The organism is Actinomycetota bacterium (assembly GCA_004297305.1).
Lineage (GTDB): Bacteria > Actinomycetota > Actinomycetes > S36-B12 > FW305-bin1 > FW305-bin1.
In genome coordinates this window covers 146,046-165,172 of the sequence record SCTR01000002.1, presented here as the reverse complement: position 1 = coordinate 165,172, position 19,127 = coordinate 146,046, and the positions used below count along the sequence as shown (strand labels likewise).

The following is a 19,127-nucleotide window of genomic DNA, read 5'->3' as shown; positions in this document are numbered from 1 at the left end:
GCCAGCAGCAGGACCGCGGGCACCGCTACAGCGCGCCCTTGGTCGACGGCACGCCCACGACGCGCGCGTCCAGCGCGACCGCGTCACGCATCGCCCGGGCCACCGCCTTGAACTGGGACTCCACGATGTGGTGGGCGTTGCGGCCGGAGATCACTCGCACGTGCAGCGCGATCTGCGCCGACGCGCTGATGGACTCCCAGACATGGCGGGTGAGCGTGGTGTCGTAGGACCCGATGAGTTCCACCAGTTCCGGCTCGGTATGCACCACATACGGCCGGCCGGACAGGTCCACCGCGGCCTGCGTGAGAGCCTCGTCGAGCGGGACCAGGGCGTCACCGAACCGGCGGATACCGACCTTGTCCCCCAACGCTTCCCGCAGCGCGGCGCCGAAGGCGAGCGAGGTGTCCTCGACGGTGTGGTGAGCATCGATCTCGAGGTCGCCGGTGGTCCGGACCGTCAGGTCGAAGCCGCCGTGCTTGCCCAGCTGGGCCAGCATGTGGTCGTAGAACGGCACCCCGGTGGCGACGTCGGCCGTGCCGGTCCCGTCGAGGTCCAGTTCGACCAGGACGTCGCTCTCCTTGGTGGTGCGGTGCACCGTGGCCGTGCGACTCATCGCGTGCTCTCCTCCAACGCGACCCGGAAGGCCGCCATCTCCTCGGGCGTCCCGACCGTGACCCGCAACCGGTCCGCCGGGCCGGTCTCGCGGACCAGCACGCCGCGGTCCAGCAACCCCTGCCACACCGCGTGCCGATCGGCGAACGGCCCGAACAACACGAAGTTCGCGTCCGAGTCGGCAACCTCGTACCCCTTGCCGCGCAACCACTCCACGAGATCGTCGCGACCGGTACGGAGGGCGGCGACCTGCGCGAGCAACTCGTCGGCGTGGGCGAGCGCCGTGCGGGCGACGGCCTGGGTCACCGCCGACAGGTGGTAGGGCAATCGGACCAGCTGCACCGCGTCCACCACCGCCGCTGCCGCGGCGAGGTAGCCGACCCTGGCTCCGGCCAACGCGAAGGCCTTGCTCATCGTCCTGGTCACCACCAGCCGCGGGTGCCCGGCCAGCAACGACAGCGCGCTCGGCGTACCCGGACGGCGGAACTCGGCGTACGCCTCGTCGACCACGACGATCCCGCTACTGGCCTCGTGCAGCGCCACGATCGTGTCGGGTGGCAGCGCGGTACCGGTCGGATTGTTCGGCGAGGCCAGCAGGATCACGCTCGGCCGGTGTTCGGCGACCGCCGCGAGCGCCGTATCGAGGTCCACGGTGAAGTCGTCGCGGCGCGGCACCGTGCGGTACTCGGTGAACGTGTCCCGGCAGTAGTCCGGATACATCGAGTACGTCGGGGTGAAGCCCAGCGCGACCCGGCCCGGGCCGCCGAACGCCTGCAGCAGGTGCAGCATCACCTCGTTGGAGCCGTTGGCCGCCCACAACTGACCGGCCTGGACTGCGACGCCGCTCTCGCGGCCCAGGAAACTCGCGAGGTCCGTGCGCAGGGCGATCGCATCGCGGTCGGGGTAGCGGTTCAGGCCCCGTGTCGCGGCGGCCACCGCTGCGGCGACGTCGGCGACCAGGCCTTCTGACGGCGGATAGGGATTCTCGTTGACGTTGAGGCGCACCGCGACGTCGAGTTGGGGGGCGCCGTACGGCGTGCGTCCCCGCAGTTCGTCACGCAGCGGGAGATCGCCGAGCGTGGTCACCGAGCACCGTCGGGACGGTCGGTCAGCCGCACGCTGACCGCGGCGCCGTGGCCGGGCAGATCCTCGGCCTGCGCCAAGGTGATCACCGTCGCGGCGATATCGCGCAGCGCCGCGACGTCGTAGTCGACGACGTGGATGCCGCGCAGGAACGTCTGCACCGACAGTCCCGAGGAGTGACAGGCGCAACCCCCGGTGGGCAGCACGTGATTGGAACCGGCGGCGTAGTCGCCGAGGGAAACCGGGGACCAGGGCCCGACGAAGATCGCCCCGGCGTTGCGCACCTGCAGCGCGACCTGCCGGGCGTCGCGGGTGTGCACCTCGAGATGCTCTGCGGCGTAAGCGTCGACGACCGCCAGCCCGGCGGCCAGGTCGTCCACCAGCACGATGCCGCTCTGCGGTCCGGCCAACGCCGTAGCGATCCGCTCGGCGTGCTTGGTGGCCGGCACCTGGACGGCGAGTTCGGCGGCGACCGCGTCGGCCAGCTCGACCGAATCGGTCACCAGGATCGAGGCCGCCACGACGTCGTGCTCGGCCTGGCTGATCAGGTCCGCGGCAACGAAATCCGGCCGTGCACTGTCGTCGGCGAGGATCACGATCTCGGTGGGCCCCGCCTCGGAGTCGATCCCGATGCGTCCCTTGAGCAATCGCTTGGCGGCGGTGACCCAGATGTTGCCGGGGCCGGTGACCATCGCGACCGGCTCGCAGGCCGGACCGTCGCCGAGTTCCACGCCGTACGCGAACATGGCTACCGCCTGCGCCCCGCCGACGGCGTACACCTCGTCGATCCCGAGCAGGCCGCAGGCGGCGAGGATCGTCGGGTGCGGCAGTCCGCCGTAGTCACGTTGCGGCGGGCTGGCGACCGCGAGCGATCCGACGCCCGCGATCTGCGCCGGCACCACGTTCATGATCACGCTGCTGGGGTAGACCGCCCGCCCGCCCGGGACATACAGACCGACCCGGGACACCGGCAACCAGCGTTCGGTCACCGTGCCACCGGCGACCACGGTCGTCGTGGTCTCGGTACGGCGCTGGTCCTCACTGACCAGCCGGACCCGCCGGATCGCCTCGGTCAGCGCGTCGTACAACGCCGGGTCGAGGCCGTCGACGGCGGCGGAGATCGCCGCGGCGGGGACCCGCAGCTGCGGCGGCCGGACACCGTCGAGCCGTTCGGACCAGTCCAGCACCGCGGCTTCGCCACGCGCGGCGACGTCGTCGACGATGGGGCGCACCTGCTGCAGCGCCGCCTCGACGTCCAGGGCGGATCGCGGCAGGACGGTGCGCGCGTCGACGGTCGAGCCACGCAGGTCGAGGCGGCGGATCACGCCGCGATCCTACGGCGGCACGGCAGCCCTCTGCGGTCGCGCTTCGGGCGCCCGGCCGCCCGCGCGGCGCCCTACGCTGAGGCGGTGGCGCCCGACGAGCAGGTCGTCCTTCCGCTGTTCCCACTGCGGACCGTGCTCGTGCCTGGGCTGGTCCTGCCGCTGCACATCTTCGAACCCCGGTACCGGACGCTGGTCGCCGACCTGCTCGCCCGCCCGGAGGATCAGCAGCGGTTCGGGGTCGTGGCGATCCGGGAGGGTCGCGAGGTCGGCCCGGACGGGGCGAAGGCGCTGTACGAGGTAGGCACGGTCGCCGTGGTCGACCGCGTGGACCCGCATGCCGATGGCCGGTTCGACCTGATGGCCCACGGCGGTCCCCGATTCCGGCTGCACAGCGTCGAGAGTGGCCGGCCGTACCTGCAGGGAACCGTGAGTTTCCTCGACGAGACCGACGGGGACCGCGCCGACGAGCTGGCCGCCTGGGTCTCGCAGCGATTCTCCGACTACCGCGCCGCGGTGCTGGGCGCCGGTGACACCGGCGAGCAGGACGAGGGGCCCGGCCTGCCGGCCGAGCCGACGCTGGTGTCGTACCTGGTCGGCGCGGCCATGGTGCTGGATCTGACCGAGCGCCAGGCACTCCTGGAATGTCCCGACACCAGTGCCCGGCTGCGTGCCGAGTTGCGGCTGCTGCGCCGCGAGACCGGCCTGATCGCCGCGGTGCGGTCGCTCCCGGCGCCGGAACTCGCTCGCGCCCCGATCACCCTGAACTGACCCCCGCCACCGCAACCGCTTTGGGACGCACCGGCGTCCCGGCGTATCGGCGTTTCGGAACCGACGACCGACGTTCCCCAAACTGGGGCCGACAAACCCCCGGTGTTGCGGATGCGCCGACGTTGGATCAGTGGTCGGTGGCGACTGGCGCCGCTACGGTCCGGTGACGGCAACAGAGCGCGCAACCCCAGAAGAGCTCACCGGAACAGCACGCGCCACGGGAGGAAACTGTTCGACTCGTGTCGCGCATTTCACTCACACCTAGCACCTCAAGAGCTACCGGCAGATTGAGTCCGTCGACCGCCATGATCAACCCGCCTACCAGAGGCCGTGTCGCCTGTCGGTCGCGTGGGCTATGGTTCTGCTCTCGCTGATCGCTCCAGAGGAGGAAGCAGCATGCAAAACGTTTTGTGGGACGCTGGGTTGAGCGCGGCCAACACGGGGCTGCCAGACGCAGGCCAGCTTGTCCGTCGCTACCTGGGCCTAACCGAGCCGCGGGAGACTTGGGCGTTCCGCACGTATGACGCCTCCCGCCGTCGGTCGGACGGACGGGTCGATGACGACGACCTCCTGGCGGCGAGCAGCCTTGGGGCGCGACTCACGCGGCGCGATCTCGAGCATTTTGATCGATGTCGCGATCTGGTTGAGGCCCGCCTCGCCGCCATACCGACGAGTACCTCGCTTCGCGACGCGTCCAACAAGCAACTGACAGATGTATCCGACCTGCTCCTTGGGACCGATCTTGAGCCGACGCTTCTGGCAAAGATCGTGCATCGAGCCCGTCCTCGCCTCATTCCTCCATACGACAGAGCGACCTCGGACCTGTACGCAGGTGCCACAGGTCGGCGGGCCGCCGGTCGCCTTCCTGACCTGTTGTTCGCCATGCGCGCAGACCTACAGATCCCTGCAAATGTCCGCGCACTGACCGGTTTCCAACAACAAATCATCGCTGAAACTGACGGCGGCTTCGTGCCCTCTCAACTACGGATCTTCGATATAGCTGTTTGGATGTCGACGGTGGGCCGGCGGTGATCATGGACCTGACCTCACTCGACTACCAGGCAGCCAATCCCGCCTCGGAGTTGACCAATATAAGCGCGTGGGTCTTCCGGGCCGTTGCCGGACACCTGCCGGTGCTCCGCTCTCTACAAATCCCCGGGCAGGTCGATGCAGCGGATCTCGCAGAACTAGCCGGATCTGTCATTCACGAATTCTCCACCGTCGGATACTCGACAGCCGTCGCACAGTCTGGCGAATCAACGATCTATATTAGCGCGACAAGGACGTCGGCACAGGTCACCGTGGCGGCACCCACACGGGCCCTGGTCGAAACCGCCTTGACAAGTATCGAACGACTGGCTAAGGCACCGCGCCTGCCCGGCGTTGTGGATGTCACCTTCTGGACTCTTTCGCGCGGTTATCCTCGAGTACAGGTCAAGCGGTTGTCCACACCGGCCTGGGCGGAGATCGAGATGAATTACGCGGCAGCGGTCAGTTCAGCGCTCAGTCAGCTGGTCGCACTGGACGGAAAAGTCGGACAGGGTCAGCTGCTTATCTGGACGGGCCCGCCGGGCACCGGAAAAACAACAGCCTTACGAGCGCTCATGCGCGAATGGGCATCATGGTGTCAATTCCACGTGATCATCGACCCAGAACGACTCTTCGCTGAGCCGTCCTACCTCCTCGACCTTCTCAACGAGGCACAAAGAGGCAACTACCAAAGCGCCGATACGCAAGAGCCAGCCGCGCGACCGTGGCGCGCGATAGTCTGCGAGGACGCTGACGACTTCATCGCATCCAGCAACCGAAAGGCCACCGGTGCTGGAATGAGCCGCCTGTTGAACGTCGCCGACGGCGTGCTCGGCCAAGGCGAGCGGGTACTCATCCTTATGACCAGCAATGCTCCGGTGTCACGTATCGATCCGGCGCTTCTGCGGCCCGGGCGAAATCTCGGGCATCTTGAGTTCGAGGCTCTGAGCGAGGTTGAGGCACAGAGATGGTTAGGTAACTCCACGGCAGCGATTCCGGCAGGAGGTCTGACGCTCGCCGAGTTGTTCGAGCGTAGCGGCGCTGTTACTCGACTTGTAAGTAAGCCCACCTCGCAGATGACGCATGGAAACTACCTATGAATGTCAACCTGGAAACGCCAGAGGAGGACGACATGGCGAGCAAGGCCAGCGGATGGGACTTCTTAGACGCCGTCGTACGGCCAGGATCACCAATCTATGACCGTACATTCAGCCTCGTCGGACAGTACTTCGCCACCTACACGGGCAGAATGTTCGAGGTTGTCGGACGCGACACGGGCACCCTCGATCCTGACAGACTGCTCTGCGAGGACATCGTCGCCACCAGCATGCTTAGCGTTACGGTGCCTCCTCGCGCCGCCATCGAGATCCTGATAACACGAGAGCACGAAATCAGGTCGTTGCTGAGAGACGTACCGACCAACGTCCCCCTATCTGACGCCCCCGACGTGACCCTCGGTCGTGACTCGCCTCTGTGGCGCCTATGGGACCTGCTCGTTGGCCTCCCTGGTGTCGGGCCCACGACTGCGAGCAAGCTGCTTGCCCACAAGCGTTCCAGTCTGGTACCGATTCAGGACTCGTACGTCATGCTGCACCTGGCCGCAGACGTCGCAGCAAGACCCGTCCATACCGATGCTCGAGTCGCCGGATCCTTCTGGCACTACCTCCGCGCCTGGCTCCAGACCGAGGGCACTCTCGACGCACTCGAGCAATTGCGTGCCGATGCCCTGCGCAACGCAAACACGACAGCCTCCCGACTCCTGGCCGAGGTATCCGCCTTGCGACTGCTCGATGTCGCCATGTGGACCGCCGTCGAAGCCGAACGCCAGTCGGCGCCGACCATGGCCGTCGACTGAGGAAGACGCTGCGAGTCAAGCGACCGACCTGAATCAAGTCATGTCGTTCCTAGAGGATCCGGAACTTGGCGGTCGACGAACCACTCGGCCAGGGTGACCAGACCGACGAAGGCGACCGTGACGATCGGCCACGCCAGCAGTACCCCGGTGGCCCGTACCCGTAGTCCCGCGTCGAGCACGGTCCCCTGCCCCAGACCGGCGAGATCGACTGCGCCCCAACGCTCGCCCAGCCACGTGGCCAGGATCGAACCGACGACGCCGCCGATCGCTCCACCGACCAGCAGGCCGATCCGTGCGGTCCCGGCCAGCCGGAGGCCGATGACGCCGACCAGCACACCGGCCGCCGCTCCGATGCCGAGGAACCACAGGTCGGCGGCGAAGAAGGCACCGGGCTGCGCATCGACCGGATCGGCGCCGCCGGACACGACGACGACCATCTCTCGCGGCGCGCGCCACCACCACAGCAACGCCACAACGACACCCAGCAGCAGGCAACCGAGTACGGTCAGGGCGCCGCCGCGCAGGTCGGCGCGATCGACGATCACCTCTCGGGGCCGTACGTCGACGGTCTCGCCACCGGCTATGGCGGCGTCGCCCTCCGGCGGCCGGTCGTCGTCCGCTCCGGGCGGGTGAGTCGCTGCGGGGTCCGGCTCAGCAGCCACGGAACGCGCTCAACTCAGGCACGCCGGGCCGAGCAACGCCTTGAGATCCCCGTACAGGGCCGGCGTGGGCGTCACTCGTAGCCGGTCGTCGAGGCGAAGCACGGTCGTCCGCGGACCGTTCTGCAGCAGCAGATGCACCTCGGTGGTCCCGGGATGGGTGGCGAGGATCTCCTTGAGGCGCTCGACGACCGGCAGTGTGCAGCGGGTGCTCGCCAGGGTCAACGTCACCGGGCCGCCGCCGGCCTCGGCCAGTTCGGGGATGGTGATCTCCTGCGTCTTCAGGGTGACCGCGCCGTCGTCGCGCCGGTCGACTTCGCCGCGTACCAAGATCACGGTGTCAGTCGCCAGCGTGGTCCCCACCAGTTGGTACGTCGGCGGCCAGACCACCACCTCGATCGACCCTTCGAGGTCCTCCAGCGTCACCACCGCGTACGTCGAACCCTGTTTCGTCGTCTTGCGCACCACAGCGGTGATGAGGCCGCCGATCGTCACGAACTGCCGGTCGCCGCGCGGAGCGCGTTCCTCGGCCAGCAACGCCGCGATGGTGCAGTCGGTCGCCGCCGCCAGCACCCGCTCGAGTCCGTGCAGCGGGTGGTCGGACACATACAGCCCGAGCATTTCCCGCTCGTAGGCCAGCAGCGTCGGCTTCTCCCACTCCCCCGGCGAGATGGCGATCGACAGGGTCAGGTCGCCGGCGGAGTCGTCGAGCGCGCCGAACAGCGAATCCTGTCCCATCGCCTCGTTGCGCTTGATGTCGATGATGTCGTCGATGGCCGGCTCGTGGACGGCCAACAGGCCCTTGCGCGGCTCCCCCAGCGAGTCGAACGCGCCGGCCTTGATCAGCGACTCCACGACGCGCTTGTTGCACACCGAGATCGGCACCTTGCGCAGGAAGTCGACGAACCCGCCGAAACGTCCCTTCGACTGGCGGGCCGCCACGATGCCCTCGACCACACCGGTACCGACGTTGCGGATAGCCGACAGCCCGAACCGGATGTCACTGCCGCGCGGGGTGAAGTCCGAGTCCGAGTCGTTGACGTCCGGCGGCAGGACCTTGATCCCCATCCGGCGGCACTCGTTGAGATAGACCGCCGACTTGTCCTTGTCGTCCTTGACGCTGGTCAGCAGGGCAGCCATGTACTCGGTGGGGTAGTTCGCCTTCAGGTACGCCGTCCAGAACGACACCAGGCCGTATCCGGCGCTGTGCGCCCGGTTGAACGCGTACTCAGCGAACGGTTTGAGCGTGGTCCAGAGAGTCTCTATCGCCTCGGGACTGTAGCCAGCCGCTTTCATCCCCCCCGAGAACGGCACGAACTCCTTGTCGAGGATCTCCTTTTTCTTCTTGCCCATGGCGCGGCGCAGCAGGTCCGCGCTGCCCAGCGAGTAACCGGCGACCTTCTGCGCGATCGCCATGACCTGTTCCTGATAGACGATCAGACCGTAGGTGTCGCTGAGGATGTCGTGCAGCGGCTCGGCCAGCTCCGGATGCATCGGAACGATCGGTTGCCGGCCGTTCTTGCGATCGGCGTAGTCGGTGTGGGCGTTGACCCCCATCGGTCCCGGACGGTAGAGCGCGATGACCGCAGAGATGTCCTCGAAACTGTCCGGTGCCATCTGCCGCAGCAACGACCGCATCTGCACGCCGTCGAGCTGGAAGACCCCGAGGGTGTCGCCCCTGGACAACAGCTCGAAGGTCGGACCGTCGGACAACTCGAGTTCTTCCAGCACGAGCCGCTGGCCGCGATTGGCCTCGATGTGCCGGAGGCAGTCGTCGAGCACGGTCAGGTTGCGCAGGCCCAGGAAGTCCATCTTCAGCAGGCCGAGCGCCTCGCAGGCCCCCATGTCGAGCTGGGTGATGATCGCGCCGTCCTGTTCGCGCCGCATGATCGGGATGACGTCGATCAACGGCTCGGCCGACAGGATCACTCCGGCGGCGTGCACTCCCCACTGCCGGCGCATGCCTTCCAGACCGCGGGCCAGGTCGACGACCTCCTTGACCTGCTCGTCGGAGTCGTACAGCGCCCGGAAGTCCTTGGCCTCGTGGTACCGATCGTGGGCCGGGTCGAAGAGGCCGCGCAACGGCACGTCCTTGCCCATGATCGCCGGCGGCATCGCCTTGGTGATGCGCTCCCCCAACGAGAACGCGTGACCCAGGACGCGGGCCGAATCCTTGATCGCCGCCTTCGCCTTGATCGTCGAGTACGTGACGATCTGCGCCACCCGTTCCTCGCCGTACTTCTGCGTGGCATATCGGATCATGTCGCCGCGACGGCGCTCGTCGAAGTCCATGTCGATGTCCGGCATGGAGATCCGCTCGGGGTTGAGGAAGCGCTCGAACAGCAACCCGTGTTTGATCGGATCGAGTTCAGTGATCCCCAAGGCGTATGCCAGCAGCGAACCCGCGGCAGAACCACGGCCCGGGCCGACCCGGATTCCCTCGGCCTTGGCATAGCGGACGAGGTCGGCCACCACCAGAAAGTACCCGGGGAAACCCATCTGGATGACGACCGATACCTCGTACTCGGCCTGCTGACGATGCTCGTCGGACACCCCGAGCGGGAACCGTTCCTGCAGGCCACGTTCGACTTCCTTGACCAGCCACGATTCCTCGGTTTCGCCCGCAGGAACGCTGAACCGGGGCATGAGGTTGCGGCCCTCGGCGAACTCGACGTGGCAGCGCTCGGCGATCAGCAACGTGTTGTCGCAGGCCTCGGGCAACTCCGCCCACACCGAGCGCATCTCCGCCGGCGACTTGAGGTAGAAGTCGCGGGCGTCGAACCGGAAACGGCCGGGGTCGGACAGGTTCTTGCCGGTCTGGACGCACAGCAGCGCATCGTGCGCGTCGGCGTCCTCGGCGTAGGTGTAGTGCAGGTCGTTGGTTGCCAGCAGCGGCAGCTGCAGGGACCGGGCGATCCGCATCAGGTCCTGGCGGTGGCGGCTCTCGATCTGCAGGCCGTGATCCATGACCTCGCAGAAGAAGTTGCCCGCCCCGAGGATGTCGCGGTAGTCCGCCGCCGCTGCCAGCGCCTTGTCGTACTGCCCCGCCTGCAGCCAGCGGTTCACTTCGCCGGACGGACAGCCGGTCGTGGCGATCAGCCCTTCGCCGTACGTCTCCAGCAACTCTCGGTCCAACCGCGGGTACTTGCGGTACTGCCCCTCGAGGCTGGCCAACGAGGCGATGCGGAACAGGTTGTGCATGCCCGCTGTCGTCTCGGCCAGCAGGGTCATGTGGGTGTAGTTGACCTTGCCCTTGCCCGTCCCCTCGTCGCCGACGTCCTGCACGACGTCGCCGCCGAACGAGAACGGGCTGCGATCGTGCCGGGTGCCGATGGGGACGTAGTAGCCCTCGAGCCCGATGATCGGGTTGATGCCGTTGGCCTTGGCCGCCTTGTAGAAGTCGTAGGCGCCGAACAGGTTGCCGTGGTCGGTCATCGCCAGCGCCGGCATGCCCATGCGCGCCGCCTCGGCGGTCAGGTCCTTGACCCGGGCGGCGCCGTCGAGCATCGAGTACTCGGTGTGCACGTGGAGATGCGCGAAGGACGGGTCTGCGCTCACTGCACCGACTCCCTCCCGCCCGACCGCAGCCGGGCCCGCACCACATCACCATCACCGTCGCCGGCACCTCACGGCGCCGCGACCCGTCCGCCGGGGAAGGACGACGTCCGGGGCCGTGGCGAGCCTAGTCGCCAGCACCGACAGGAACCGGAAGACTCTCGACGGCTGCCCGGCCGAGCCGAGAGGGTCGCCGCGGTCCCGCCCACGCAACGCCCGGGGCCGGCCGAGCCGGGCGAACCGCCGCTCAGCCGGCCAGTGCGCTCAGCGCCGCGTTGGCCTCCTCGTCGAGCTCGATGGCCGCAGCCCGGCAGTTCTCCTCGAGGTGGGTGACCGATCTGGTCCCGGGGATCGGCACGACGACCGGCGACTGCCGCAACAGCCACGCCAACGCCACCTGCGACGGCGTGACACCCAGCCGGAGCGCGGTTGCTTGCAGCGGCCCCTCCGATTCGGCCAGGCGGCCGATCGCCATCGGCGAGTAGGAGATGAAGGCGATGCCGGTCGCGGTGCAGTGGTCGAGCAGCGCCTGGCTGCCCCGGTCGACGACGTTGTGGCGGTTCTGCACGCTCACGATGTCCGCCATGGTCTGCACGTGCTGCAGTTCCTCGACCGTGACCGCCGACAGGCCCAGCTGGCCGATCTTGCCCTCGGCCTGCAGTTGCGCAAGCTCACCGATCTGATCGGCGACGGGCACAAGTGGATCGATCCGATGGAGTTGGTAGAGCTCGATCCGCTCCACCCGCAGTCGCCGCAACGACATCTCCACGCATTGCCGCAGGTACTCGGGCCGGCCGACCGGAAGGGCGCGCCCCGGGCCCGGGCGGGTCAGCCCACCCTTGGTCGCCACGAGGACGCCGCCGTACGGATGCAACGCCTCGCAGAGGATCTCCTCGCTGACGAACGGGCCGTAGGCGTCCGCGGTGTCGATGAAGTTCACGCCGAGGTCGACCGCGCGACGCACCAGATCGATAGCCGCCTGCCGGTCCTCAGGAGGACCCCACACGCCCGGCCCGGTCAGATTCATCGCGCCGAAGCCGAGCCGGTTGACCGTCACGCTCGAGCCGATCCTCACGGTCCCGGCGGCCGCCACAGCGGCGTCGTCCGTGCTGCTGGACATCAGTGCCTCCTGGTGGCCGATCCGGTCCGGACGCGTCGCCGTGCGGATCGCCTGGCCGGTCGGCGGCGGGGCCCGGAGTTGGGTCGATCAGGGTCTGCTCGTTCAAGTGTTCCGTCAGGACGAGATGCGGTCGAGGGCGATACGGAGGTCGTCTGGGTACGGCGCGGACAGGCTCAGCCGCGCCCCACTGCTGGGGTGTTCGAACTGCAGTTGCGTCGCGTGCAGCCACTGCCGGGTGAGGCCCAGCCGAGCCGCGAGCACCGGATCCGCGCCGTACATCACGTCGCCGGCGCAGGGGTGTCGTAGTGCCGCCATGTGCACCCGGATCTGGTGAGTCCGACCGGTCTCCAGCCGGACCTGCAGCAGGCTCGCGTGGGGAAAAGCCTCCAGCGTGTCGTAGTGCGTGACAGACGGCTTGCCTCCGGAGACCACGGCCCATTTCCAGTCGTCGCGCGGATGCCGGTCGATGGGGGCGTCGACCGTGCCGCGCAGCGGGTCCGGGTGTCCCTGCACCAGAGCGTGGTAGATCTTCTCGACCGTCCGATCGCGAAACTGCTGTTTGAGTGAGCTGTAGGCGGTTTCGCTCTTGGCCACCACCATCAGCCCGCTGGTGCCCACGTCCAGCCGGTGCACGATCCCCTGGCGCTCGGCGGCCCCCGACGTCGATACCCGGAACCCCGCCGCTGCCAAGCCACCCACGACGGTCGGTCCGTGCCAGCCCGGACTGGGATGGGCCGCAACTCCGACGGGCTTGTCGACGACCACCAGGTCGTCGTCGTCGTACACCACCCGCATGCCCGGGACCGGTTCGTTGACCGGCGCTGCCGCGACGGCGGGGTCGGGCAGCTCGACCTCCAGCCAGTCGCCGGCCTGCACCCGCGTGCTCTTCGCACACTGCTGGCCGCCGAGCCTGACCCGTCCTGCCTCGACGAGGTCGGCGGCACGGGTACGGGAGAGCCCGAACAGCCGGGACAGCGCGGCATCGAGCCGCTCGCCGTCCAGCCCGTCGGGAACCGCGAGCGCGCGCTGCTCAGGCATCGGTCGCCGGGGGCCGAGGCAGCGCATCGGCATCGTCGGCGTCCGGCGGCGCGTCGTCCGCCCGTCGGCCGCCGAGTTCCACACCGGTCAGCGACAGGATCACCATGAGGATCGCCGAGCCCACCACGGCCATGTCGGCGACGTTGAAGATCGGCCACCGAGGCAGTTCGAGGAAATCCACGACGTAGCCGCGGCCCGGGCCGGGATACCGGAACGCGCGGTCGAGCAGGTTGCCGATGGCACCGCCCAACAGACCCCCCAGGGCGATGGCCCACCACAGACTGCCCAGCCGGCGCGCGGTCCGGGCGATGACGATGACCACGACGACGGCGATCGCGGTGAAGATCCACGTGAAGCCGGTCCCGATGCTGAAGGCGGCACCGGAGTTCAACGTATAGGTGAGCTTGAGAATAGGTCCGATGAGGTCCAGCGGACCTTCGCCGGCTTCGATACGAGGGCGCAGGTAGGCGACGGCCAGCGCCTTCGTCACCTGATCGATGACGACCACGCCCGCGACGACCGAACCCAGGATCACGAGGAGCCGGCGCCGCTGATCGGCATCGACAGCAGCGGCTCGGCTCACGGCACGCGAGCCTACGGCAGCGCGACGGTGCCCCGGCCGGGCGAGCGATCGTCGGGGATCAGCGCGACACGAACGCCGCCGGAGTCACCGACGCTCCTCGCGCTGCTTGCACGACAGGCACAGGCTGGCGCGCGGGAACGCCTGCAGCCGCGCCTTGCCGATCGGGTTGCCGCACGATTCGCAGCTACCGAACGTGCCGTCGTCGAGCCGACTGATCGCATGCAGGACCTGATCGACCATGTCTCTGGCGTAGTTGGCCAACGACATCTCGTGCTCGCGCTCGAAGGTCTTGGTCCCGGCGTCCGCCTGATCGTCGCCAGCACCCTCGCCGGAGTCCCGGATGAGGTCGGCGATGTCGGCCTCGGCGATCCGGACCTCCTCGCGTAGCCGGTGGAGGTCGACCGACAGCGCCGACCTGAGATCGGCCAGTTCGGCATCGGTCCAGGGCGCTTCGCCGGGGAGGACGGCAGGACCGGCTGGCGACGGGACGTCATGTCCGCCAGAGGTTCCCGGTTCCGTGCTGCCGGCGGAGGCGGTGTCCCGGACGGTTCGGGCGGCCGGCGTCTTGGTGGCGGCGGTCTTGGTCGCGGCGGTCTTGGTTGCGGCGGCCTTGGTCGCCGGCGTCTTGGTCCCGTTGGTCGGCGCGGCCGCCTGTCCCGCGGACTCGGCAGCAGCCTTGGGCGCGGCCGCCTTACGTGCTGTGGCCTGGGAAGCAGCCCTCGGCGCGGTCGGTTTCGCGGCGGGGGTCTTCGTCACAGGGGCCTTCTTCGCCGGCGCCGGCGCTGCCACCGACTTCTTCGCGGGTGTCGACTTCTTCGTCGTCGGCGTCTTCTTGGTCGACGTCGACGCTGCCTTCTTCGCCGGAACGCCGCCCGGGGCCTTCTTCGCCGACGACGTACCGTCCGACTTCGGCCGCTCCGACTTGGCTGGTGCCGACTTGGCTGGCGCCGACTTGGCCGGCGTTGCCTTCGCGGTCGCCCGCGCCGCTGTGGAGGTCCGGGCCCGACGCGCCTCCGGCACAGCCGACTCGGCCTGCTCGGCCGAGACGGCGGCAGGTCGACGACCCTGGGTGGCTGCCATGCCGCTCCGCTCCGGCGCCGCTGCGCCCCCGTCGGTGCGACGGAGGATAGGGACCCAGCCGGAAGCGATCAACCGGGCACGCCGCCTGTCTCGCGCCGACGGTATCCTCGCGGGGCCGCGCTCCACCGACGCGGCCGCCACACACTGACGCCGCGACACCACCCGCGGCGTCGCCCCTGGCACCCCACACCACGGTCTGGAGACCGCGGCCTGGACACCGAGGCCCGGACACCACGGCCCGCAACGGACGGAGGGACCGATGTACCGCCCGGTCCCCGCCGGAGTCGATCTGCCCGTGCTGGAACGCGAGGTCCTGGCGTTCTGGGCCGCCGAGAAGATCTTCGAGCGCAGCCTTGAGGCGTCGGCCGATCGGCCACGGTGGGTGTTCTACGAGGGGCCTCCGACGGCCAACGGAACTCCGGGCACGCATCACGTCGAGGCCCGGGCATTCAAGGACGTCTTCCCCCGCTACCGGACCATGAAGGGCTACCACGTCCCGCGCCGGGCCGGCTGGGACTGCCACGGGCTGCCGGTCGAGCTCGCGGTGGAGAAGGAACTCGGCTTCACCGGCAAGGGCGACATCGAGGCGTACGGCGTCGAGGCGTTCAACGCCCGCTGCCGGGAGTCCGTGCTGCGGCACGTCGACGAGTTCGCGGCGATGACCGAGCGGATGGGCTACTGGGTCGACCTCGACGAGGCCTACTGGACCATGAGCCCGTCGTACGTCGAATCGGTGTGGTGGTCGCTCAAGGTGATCTTCGACGCCGGTCTGCTGGTGTCCGACCACCGGGTGTCGCCGTACTGCCCCCGCTGCGGCACCGGGTTGTCCGACCACGAACTGGCCCAGGGCTACGAGACGGTGGTGGACCCGTCGGTATTCGTCCGGTTCCCGGTCGTCGGTGGCTCTCTTGCGGCGGAGTTTCCCGGCGTCGCGCTGCTGGTCTGGACCACGACCCCCTGGACGTTGGTGTCCAATACCGCGGTCGCGGTCAAGCCCACGGCCGGCTACGTCGTGGTCCGCACCGCGGCCGGCGAACTGCTGGTCGTCGCCGAGGACCTGGCGCCCGACGTCGTCGGGGACGACTACACCGTGCTGCGCCGGATGTCCGGGAGCGACCTGGAACGCACCCCCTACTCGCGGCCGTTCGATCTGGTCGACATCCCCGACGCGCATTTCGTCGTGCTGGGCGAGTACGTCACCACCGACGACGGCACCGGTCTGGTGCACCAGGCGCCCGCGTTCGGCGCGGACGACCTCGCCGTCTGCCGTGCCTACGGCCTGCCGGTGATCAATCCGCTGCGCCCCGACGGCACGTTCGAACCACAGCTGGCCCTGGTGGGCGGTGCGTTCTTCAAGAAGGCGGACGAGCGTCTGGTCGCCGACCTTGACGCCCGGGGGCTGCTGTTCGCCCACCTGCCGTACGAGCACCAGTACCCGCACTGCTGGCGCTGCCACACGCCGCTGCTCTACTACGCGCAGCCGTCGTGGTACATCCGCACCACGGCGATCAAGGACGCCCTGCTGCGCGAGAACTCCCGGACCACCTGGCACCCCGAGACGATCCAGTGGGGCCGGTACGGCGACTGGTTGCGCAACAACGTCGACTGGGCGTTGTCGCGCAACAGGTACTGGGGTACGCCGCTGCCCATCTGGCGCTGCGAGGCCGGCCACCTGACCTGCATCGGGTCGTTGGCCGACCTGGGCAACCGGGCCGGCCGGGACCTGTCGGCGCTCGACCCGCACCGGCCGTTCGTCGACGACATCAGTTTCCGTTGCGACGAATGCGGGCAACCGGCGACCCGGGTTCCCGAGGTCATCGACTGCTGGTACGACAGCGGCGCGATGCCCTTCGCGCAGTGGGGGTATCCGCACCACAACGTCGAGGAGCTCGAAGCCGGCTATCCGGCGGATTTCATCTGCGAGGCGATCGACCAGACCCGCGGCTGGTTCTACACGCTCATGGCGATCGGCACCCTGGTCTTCGACCGCTCGCCGTACCGCGACGTCGTCTGCCTGGGCCACATCCTCGACGAGGACGGCCGCAAGATGAGCAAGCACCTGGGCAACGTGCTGGAGCCGATCCCGCTGATGGACGAACACGGCGCGGATGCCCTGCGCTGGTTCATGTTGGCCGGCGGTTCACCGTGGCAGGCAAGGCGGATCGGCCACAGCGCCATCCAGGACGTGGTCCGCCGGGTGCTGCTGACGTACTGGAACACGGTGTCGTTCCAGAGCCTCTACGCGCGCACCGCGGGCTGGGACCCCGCGGCGCCGACGGTGCCGGTCGCCGAGCGTCCCGCGCTCGACCGGTGGGCGCTGTCGGCAGCCCATCGGCTGTCCGGTGAGGTCGACCGCGCGCTGGCCGAGTTCGACACGCAGCGGGCCGGCCGGCTGCTGACGACGTACGTCGACGACCTGTCGAACTGGTACGTGCGGCGCTCGCGCCGCCGGTTCTGGGACGGCGATCCCGCAGCCCTGGCGACGCTGCACGAGTGCCTGACGATCGTGACGCTGCTCATGGCCCCCTTCACACCCTTCATCACCGAGCGCGTCTGGCAGGACCTCGTCCTACCGGTGGATCCGGATGCCCCGGCCTCGGTGCACCTGGCCTCGTGGCCGCAACCGCGGCCCGACCTGGTCGACGACGAACTGACCGCGCAGATGGCCCTGGTACGACGGCTGGTCGAACTGGGCCGCGCCGCCCGCGGCGCCGGAGCGGTCCGGACCCGGCAGCCGCTCGGCCGGGCGCTGGTGTCCGCGCCGGGTTGGGACTCCCTTCCCATCGAACTGCGGGACCAGGTCGCCGAGGAACTCAACTGCCGGCGCATCGACGCGCTGTCGAGCGCCGAAGGCGATCTGGTCGACGTCTCGCTCAAGGCCAACTTCCGTTCGCTGGGAAGGCGTTTCGGCTCCCAGACCCCGGCGGTGGCCGCAGCTGTGGCCGCGGCCGACCCGCGGACGGTCACCACTGCACTGCGGGAAGCCGGGCGGGCCGACCTCGACGTCGCCGGGCTCGGTGTGGTGAGCCTCGAACCGGACGACCTCGTGGTCACCGAATCGCCCCGAGCGGGTTGGTCGGTCGCCGCCGACGCAGGGGAAACGCTCGCGCTGGACCTCACGATCACCCCGCAGTTGCGCCGGGCCGGGATCGCCCGCGAGGTGGTCCGGCTGGTGCAGGATGCCCGGAAGGCGACTGGCCTGCAGATCAGCGACCGGATCGCGCTGCAGTGGCAGGCGACCGGAGATACCGCCGCAGCGCTGCGCGAGCACGGCGCCGCGGTGGCCGGTGAGGTGCTCGCCACGACGTACGCCGAAGTCACCGGATCCGACGTCACCGATCCGCCGTCGGGCGCTGACGCCGCGCTCGACGTGCGGTTCTGGATCGCGCTGGCCTGAGCAACGGCGCTCGGCGGGCCGGCGACAGCCCGCACCGACTTCCACGACGGGGCGTCCGCGATGGCGGGGCCGCCGCGGCGATCCAGCCTGCCGGCCGGGCGCCTGCCGGCTCAGTCCTGAGCGGACGAGGGTTGCTGGCCGAACGGCGGCAGCACGGGGCGGGGAGCGTCCTGCGGCTCAGGCACCCGGGGCTCAGCCAACCGAGGCGCGGCCGGCGGCGGCGCGACCGGAGGCGCCAACGGTGGTGCCGGGCGGGGTGCAGCCTGGCCAGCGCCCCCGTCAGAGCCCGGCGCCGGACGCGGCGCGGTCTCGCCGGCCTCCCCGCTGTCCTCGTTGCCTGCCGCGTCTGCCGCCGCCTCGTCGCCGGCGGCCGCCGGCCGGTCGGTGGCCGGGCCACCGGAGGTGGCGGCGGCCGGTCGTGCTGTCGCGGTCACGACGTCGGCGGGCGGGCTCGCCGGGGCCTCCGGACCCCGGCTGTCCAGCTCGCGCAGCTGGGTCTCGAAGTACGCACGGAGCCGGCTGCGGTACTCCCGCTCGAAGGCCCGCAGTTCGTCGACGCGTCGCAGCAGACCTGTCCGCTGCGTCTCGGCCTCCTGCGACATCGCGGTCGCGCGGTCGCGAGCCTGCGAGACCAGCGTCTCGGCTTCGGCCTGCGCCTGCGACAGGTGCTCGTCCGCCGTCTTCTGCGCCAGCGCCAGGATCCGGGCCGCGGCCTCGCCGCTGGCCGAGGCCGACGCAGCCGATGCCGGTGCGGCAGGCGCCGGCGGCACGGGCACCGCAACGGGCGGCGGGGGTACCGCAGAGCCCGCCGTCGTCGATCCGGCACCAACGGGCGCGGCTGCCAGCTGTGCACGGAGGTCGTCGGACTCGCGAGCTAGCCGGGCCAGCTCCAGTTCCACCTCGTCGAGGAACTTGTCGACCTCGTCCATGTCGTAGCCGGTACGCATGCGGACTGTGGAGAACTGCTTGGTACGGACGTCTTCGGGCGTCAGCGGCATCGGGCACCTCGCGAGGGGTCGGGTG

Annotated in this window: 15 protein-coding genes; 5 read left to right on the top strand and 10 right to left on the bottom strand. The window is 69.3% G+C overall.

The annotated features are described in order from the left end of the window. Nucleotides 1–25: 25 nt before the first annotated feature. The 3 genes from hisB to hisD are packed head-to-tail and all read right to left on the bottom strand — an operon-like array spanning nt 26 to nt 3,020. Nucleotides 26–613, bottom strand: coding sequence for an imidazoleglycerol-phosphate dehydratase HisB (gene hisB, locus EPO13_01165; GenBank protein TAK71133.1), 588 nt, complete (start codon nt 611–613; stop codon nt 26–28). Then, on the bottom strand, nt 610–1,698 hold the full coding sequence (locus EPO13_01160; GenBank protein ID TAK71132.1) for a histidinol-phosphate transaminase: 1,089 nt from the start codon (nt 1,696–1,698) through the stop codon (nt 610–612). Before EPO13_01160 ends, hisB begins: the two co-directional genes overlap by 4 nt. Further along, complete coding sequence (gene hisD, locus EPO13_01155) at nt 1,695–3,020, bottom strand: histidinol dehydrogenase (protein TAK71131.1); 1,326 nt, start codon at nt 3,018–3,020, stop codon at nt 1,695–1,697. The genes EPO13_01160 and hisD overlap by 4 nt, the downstream gene beginning before the upstream one ends. A gap of 84 nt (nt 3,021–3,104) precedes the next feature. On the opposite strand from hisD, the gene EPO13_01150 reads away from it, so the two are divergent. The 4 genes from EPO13_01150 (at nt 3,105) to EPO13_01135 (ending at nt 6,672) form a co-directional block, all read left to right on the top strand. Further along, entirely contained in the window at nt 3,105–3,788 is a 684-nt protein-coding gene (locus EPO13_01150) for a peptidase S16 (protein ID TAK71130.1), read from the top strand. Between the two features lie 396 nt (nt 3,789–4,184). Beyond that, on the top strand, nt 4,185–4,820 hold the full coding sequence (locus EPO13_01145; protein TAK71129.1) for a hypothetical protein: 636 nt from the start codon (nt 4,185–4,187) through the stop codon (nt 4,818–4,820). Then, nucleotides 4,817–5,917: an AAA family ATPase gene (locus EPO13_01140; protein ID TAK71128.1), complete on the top strand. Its 1,101-nt coding sequence runs from the start codon at nt 4,817–4,819 to the stop codon at nt 5,915–5,917. Before EPO13_01145 ends, EPO13_01140 begins: the two co-directional genes overlap by 4 nt. Then, on the top strand, nt 5,914–6,672 hold the full coding sequence (locus tag EPO13_01135) for a hypothetical protein (GenBank protein TAK71127.1): 759 nt from the start codon (nt 5,914–5,916) through the stop codon (nt 6,670–6,672). The genes EPO13_01140 and EPO13_01135 overlap by 4 nt, the downstream gene beginning before the upstream one ends. Before the next feature lie 38 nt (nt 6,673–6,710). Here EPO13_01135 and EPO13_01130 read toward each other — a convergent pair whose 3' ends face one another. From EPO13_01130 to EPO13_01105, 6 genes are all read right to left on the bottom strand, one after another. Then, nucleotides 6,711–7,334, bottom strand: a complete 624-nt coding sequence (locus EPO13_01130; GenBank protein TAK71126.1) for a hypothetical protein — start codon at nt 7,332–7,334, stop codon at nt 6,711–6,713. A gap of 9 nt (nt 7,335–7,343) precedes the next feature. Further along, a complete protein-coding gene (locus EPO13_01125; GenBank protein TAK71200.1) occupies nt 7,344–10,838 on the bottom strand; it encodes a DNA polymerase III subunit alpha in 3,495 nt (1,164 codons plus the stop codon). Between the two features lie 295 nt (nt 10,839–11,133). Beyond that, nucleotides 11,134–12,006, bottom strand: coding sequence for an aldo/keto reductase (locus EPO13_01120; GenBank protein TAK71125.1), 873 nt, complete (start codon nt 12,004–12,006; stop codon nt 11,134–11,136). A gap of 114 nt (nt 12,007–12,120) precedes the next feature. Next, nucleotides 12,121–13,044, bottom strand: a complete 924-nt coding sequence (locus tag EPO13_01115; protein TAK71124.1) for an RluA family pseudouridine synthase — start codon at nt 13,042–13,044, stop codon at nt 12,121–12,123. Then, nucleotides 13,037–13,627 carry a signal peptidase II gene (gene lspA, locus EPO13_01110; protein ID TAK71123.1) on the bottom strand — a complete coding sequence of 197 codons (591 nt, stop codon included), beginning with the start codon at nt 13,625–13,627 and terminating at the stop codon, nt 13,037–13,039. The genes EPO13_01115 and lspA overlap by 8 nt, the downstream gene beginning before the upstream one ends. A gap of 84 nt (nt 13,628–13,711) precedes the next feature. Further along, nucleotides 13,712–14,707 carry a TraR/DksA family transcriptional regulator gene (locus EPO13_01105; protein TAK71122.1) on the bottom strand — a complete coding sequence of 332 codons (996 nt, stop codon included), beginning with the start codon at nt 14,705–14,707 and terminating at the stop codon, nt 13,712–13,714. A 259-nt stretch (nt 14,708–14,966) separates the two neighbouring features. Here EPO13_01105 and EPO13_01100 point away from each other — a divergent pair, with 259 nt between their 5' ends. Further along, nucleotides 14,967–18,104: an isoleucine--tRNA ligase gene (locus tag EPO13_01100; protein TAK71121.1), complete on the top strand. Its 3,138-nt coding sequence runs from the start codon at nt 14,967–14,969 to the stop codon at nt 18,102–18,104. A gap of 110 nt (nt 18,105–18,214) precedes the next feature. Here the strand turns inward: EPO13_01100 and EPO13_01095 are convergent, their stop codons facing one another. Continuing rightward, the gene (locus tag EPO13_01095) at nt 18,215–19,102 is read right to left on the bottom strand and encodes a DivIVA domain-containing protein (protein ID TAK71120.1); all 888 of its coding nucleotides are present in this window, start codon (nt 19,100–19,102) and stop codon (nt 18,215–18,217) included. Nucleotides 19,103–19,127: the final 25 nt, after the last annotated feature.

Coding starts and splice junctions, on each gene's coding strand:
- EPO13_01095 (TAK71120.1), bottom strand. CDS start 19,102: ATGCCGCTGACGCCCGAAGACGTCCGTACCAAGCAGTTCTCCACAGTC.
- EPO13_01125 (TAK71200.1), bottom strand. CDS start 10,838: ATGCTCGACGGCGCCGCCCGGGTCAAGGACCTGACCGCCGAGGCGGCG.
- hisB (TAK71133.1), bottom strand. CDS start 613: ATGAGTCGCACGGCCACGGTGCACCGCACCACCAAGGAGAGCGACGTC.
- EPO13_01115 (TAK71124.1), bottom strand. CDS start 13,044: ATGCCTGAGCAGCGCGCGCTCGCGGTTCCCGACGGGCTGGACGGCGAG.
- EPO13_01105 (TAK71122.1), bottom strand. CDS start 14,707: ATGGCAGCCACCCAGGGTCGTCGACCTGCCGCCGTCTCGGCCGAGCAG.
- EPO13_01120 (TAK71125.1), bottom strand. CDS start 12,006: ATGTCCAGCAGCACGGACGACGCCGCTGTGGCGGCCGCCGGGACCGTG.
- EPO13_01135 (TAK71127.1), top strand. CDS start 5,914: ATGAATGTCAACCTGGAAACGCCAGAGGAGGACGACATGGCGAGCAAG.
- EPO13_01145 (TAK71129.1), top strand. CDS start 4,185: ATGCAAAACGTTTTGTGGGACGCTGGGTTGAGCGCGGCCAACACGGGG.
- EPO13_01100 (TAK71121.1), top strand. CDS start 14,967: ATGTACCGCCCGGTCCCCGCCGGAGTCGATCTGCCCGTGCTGGAACGC.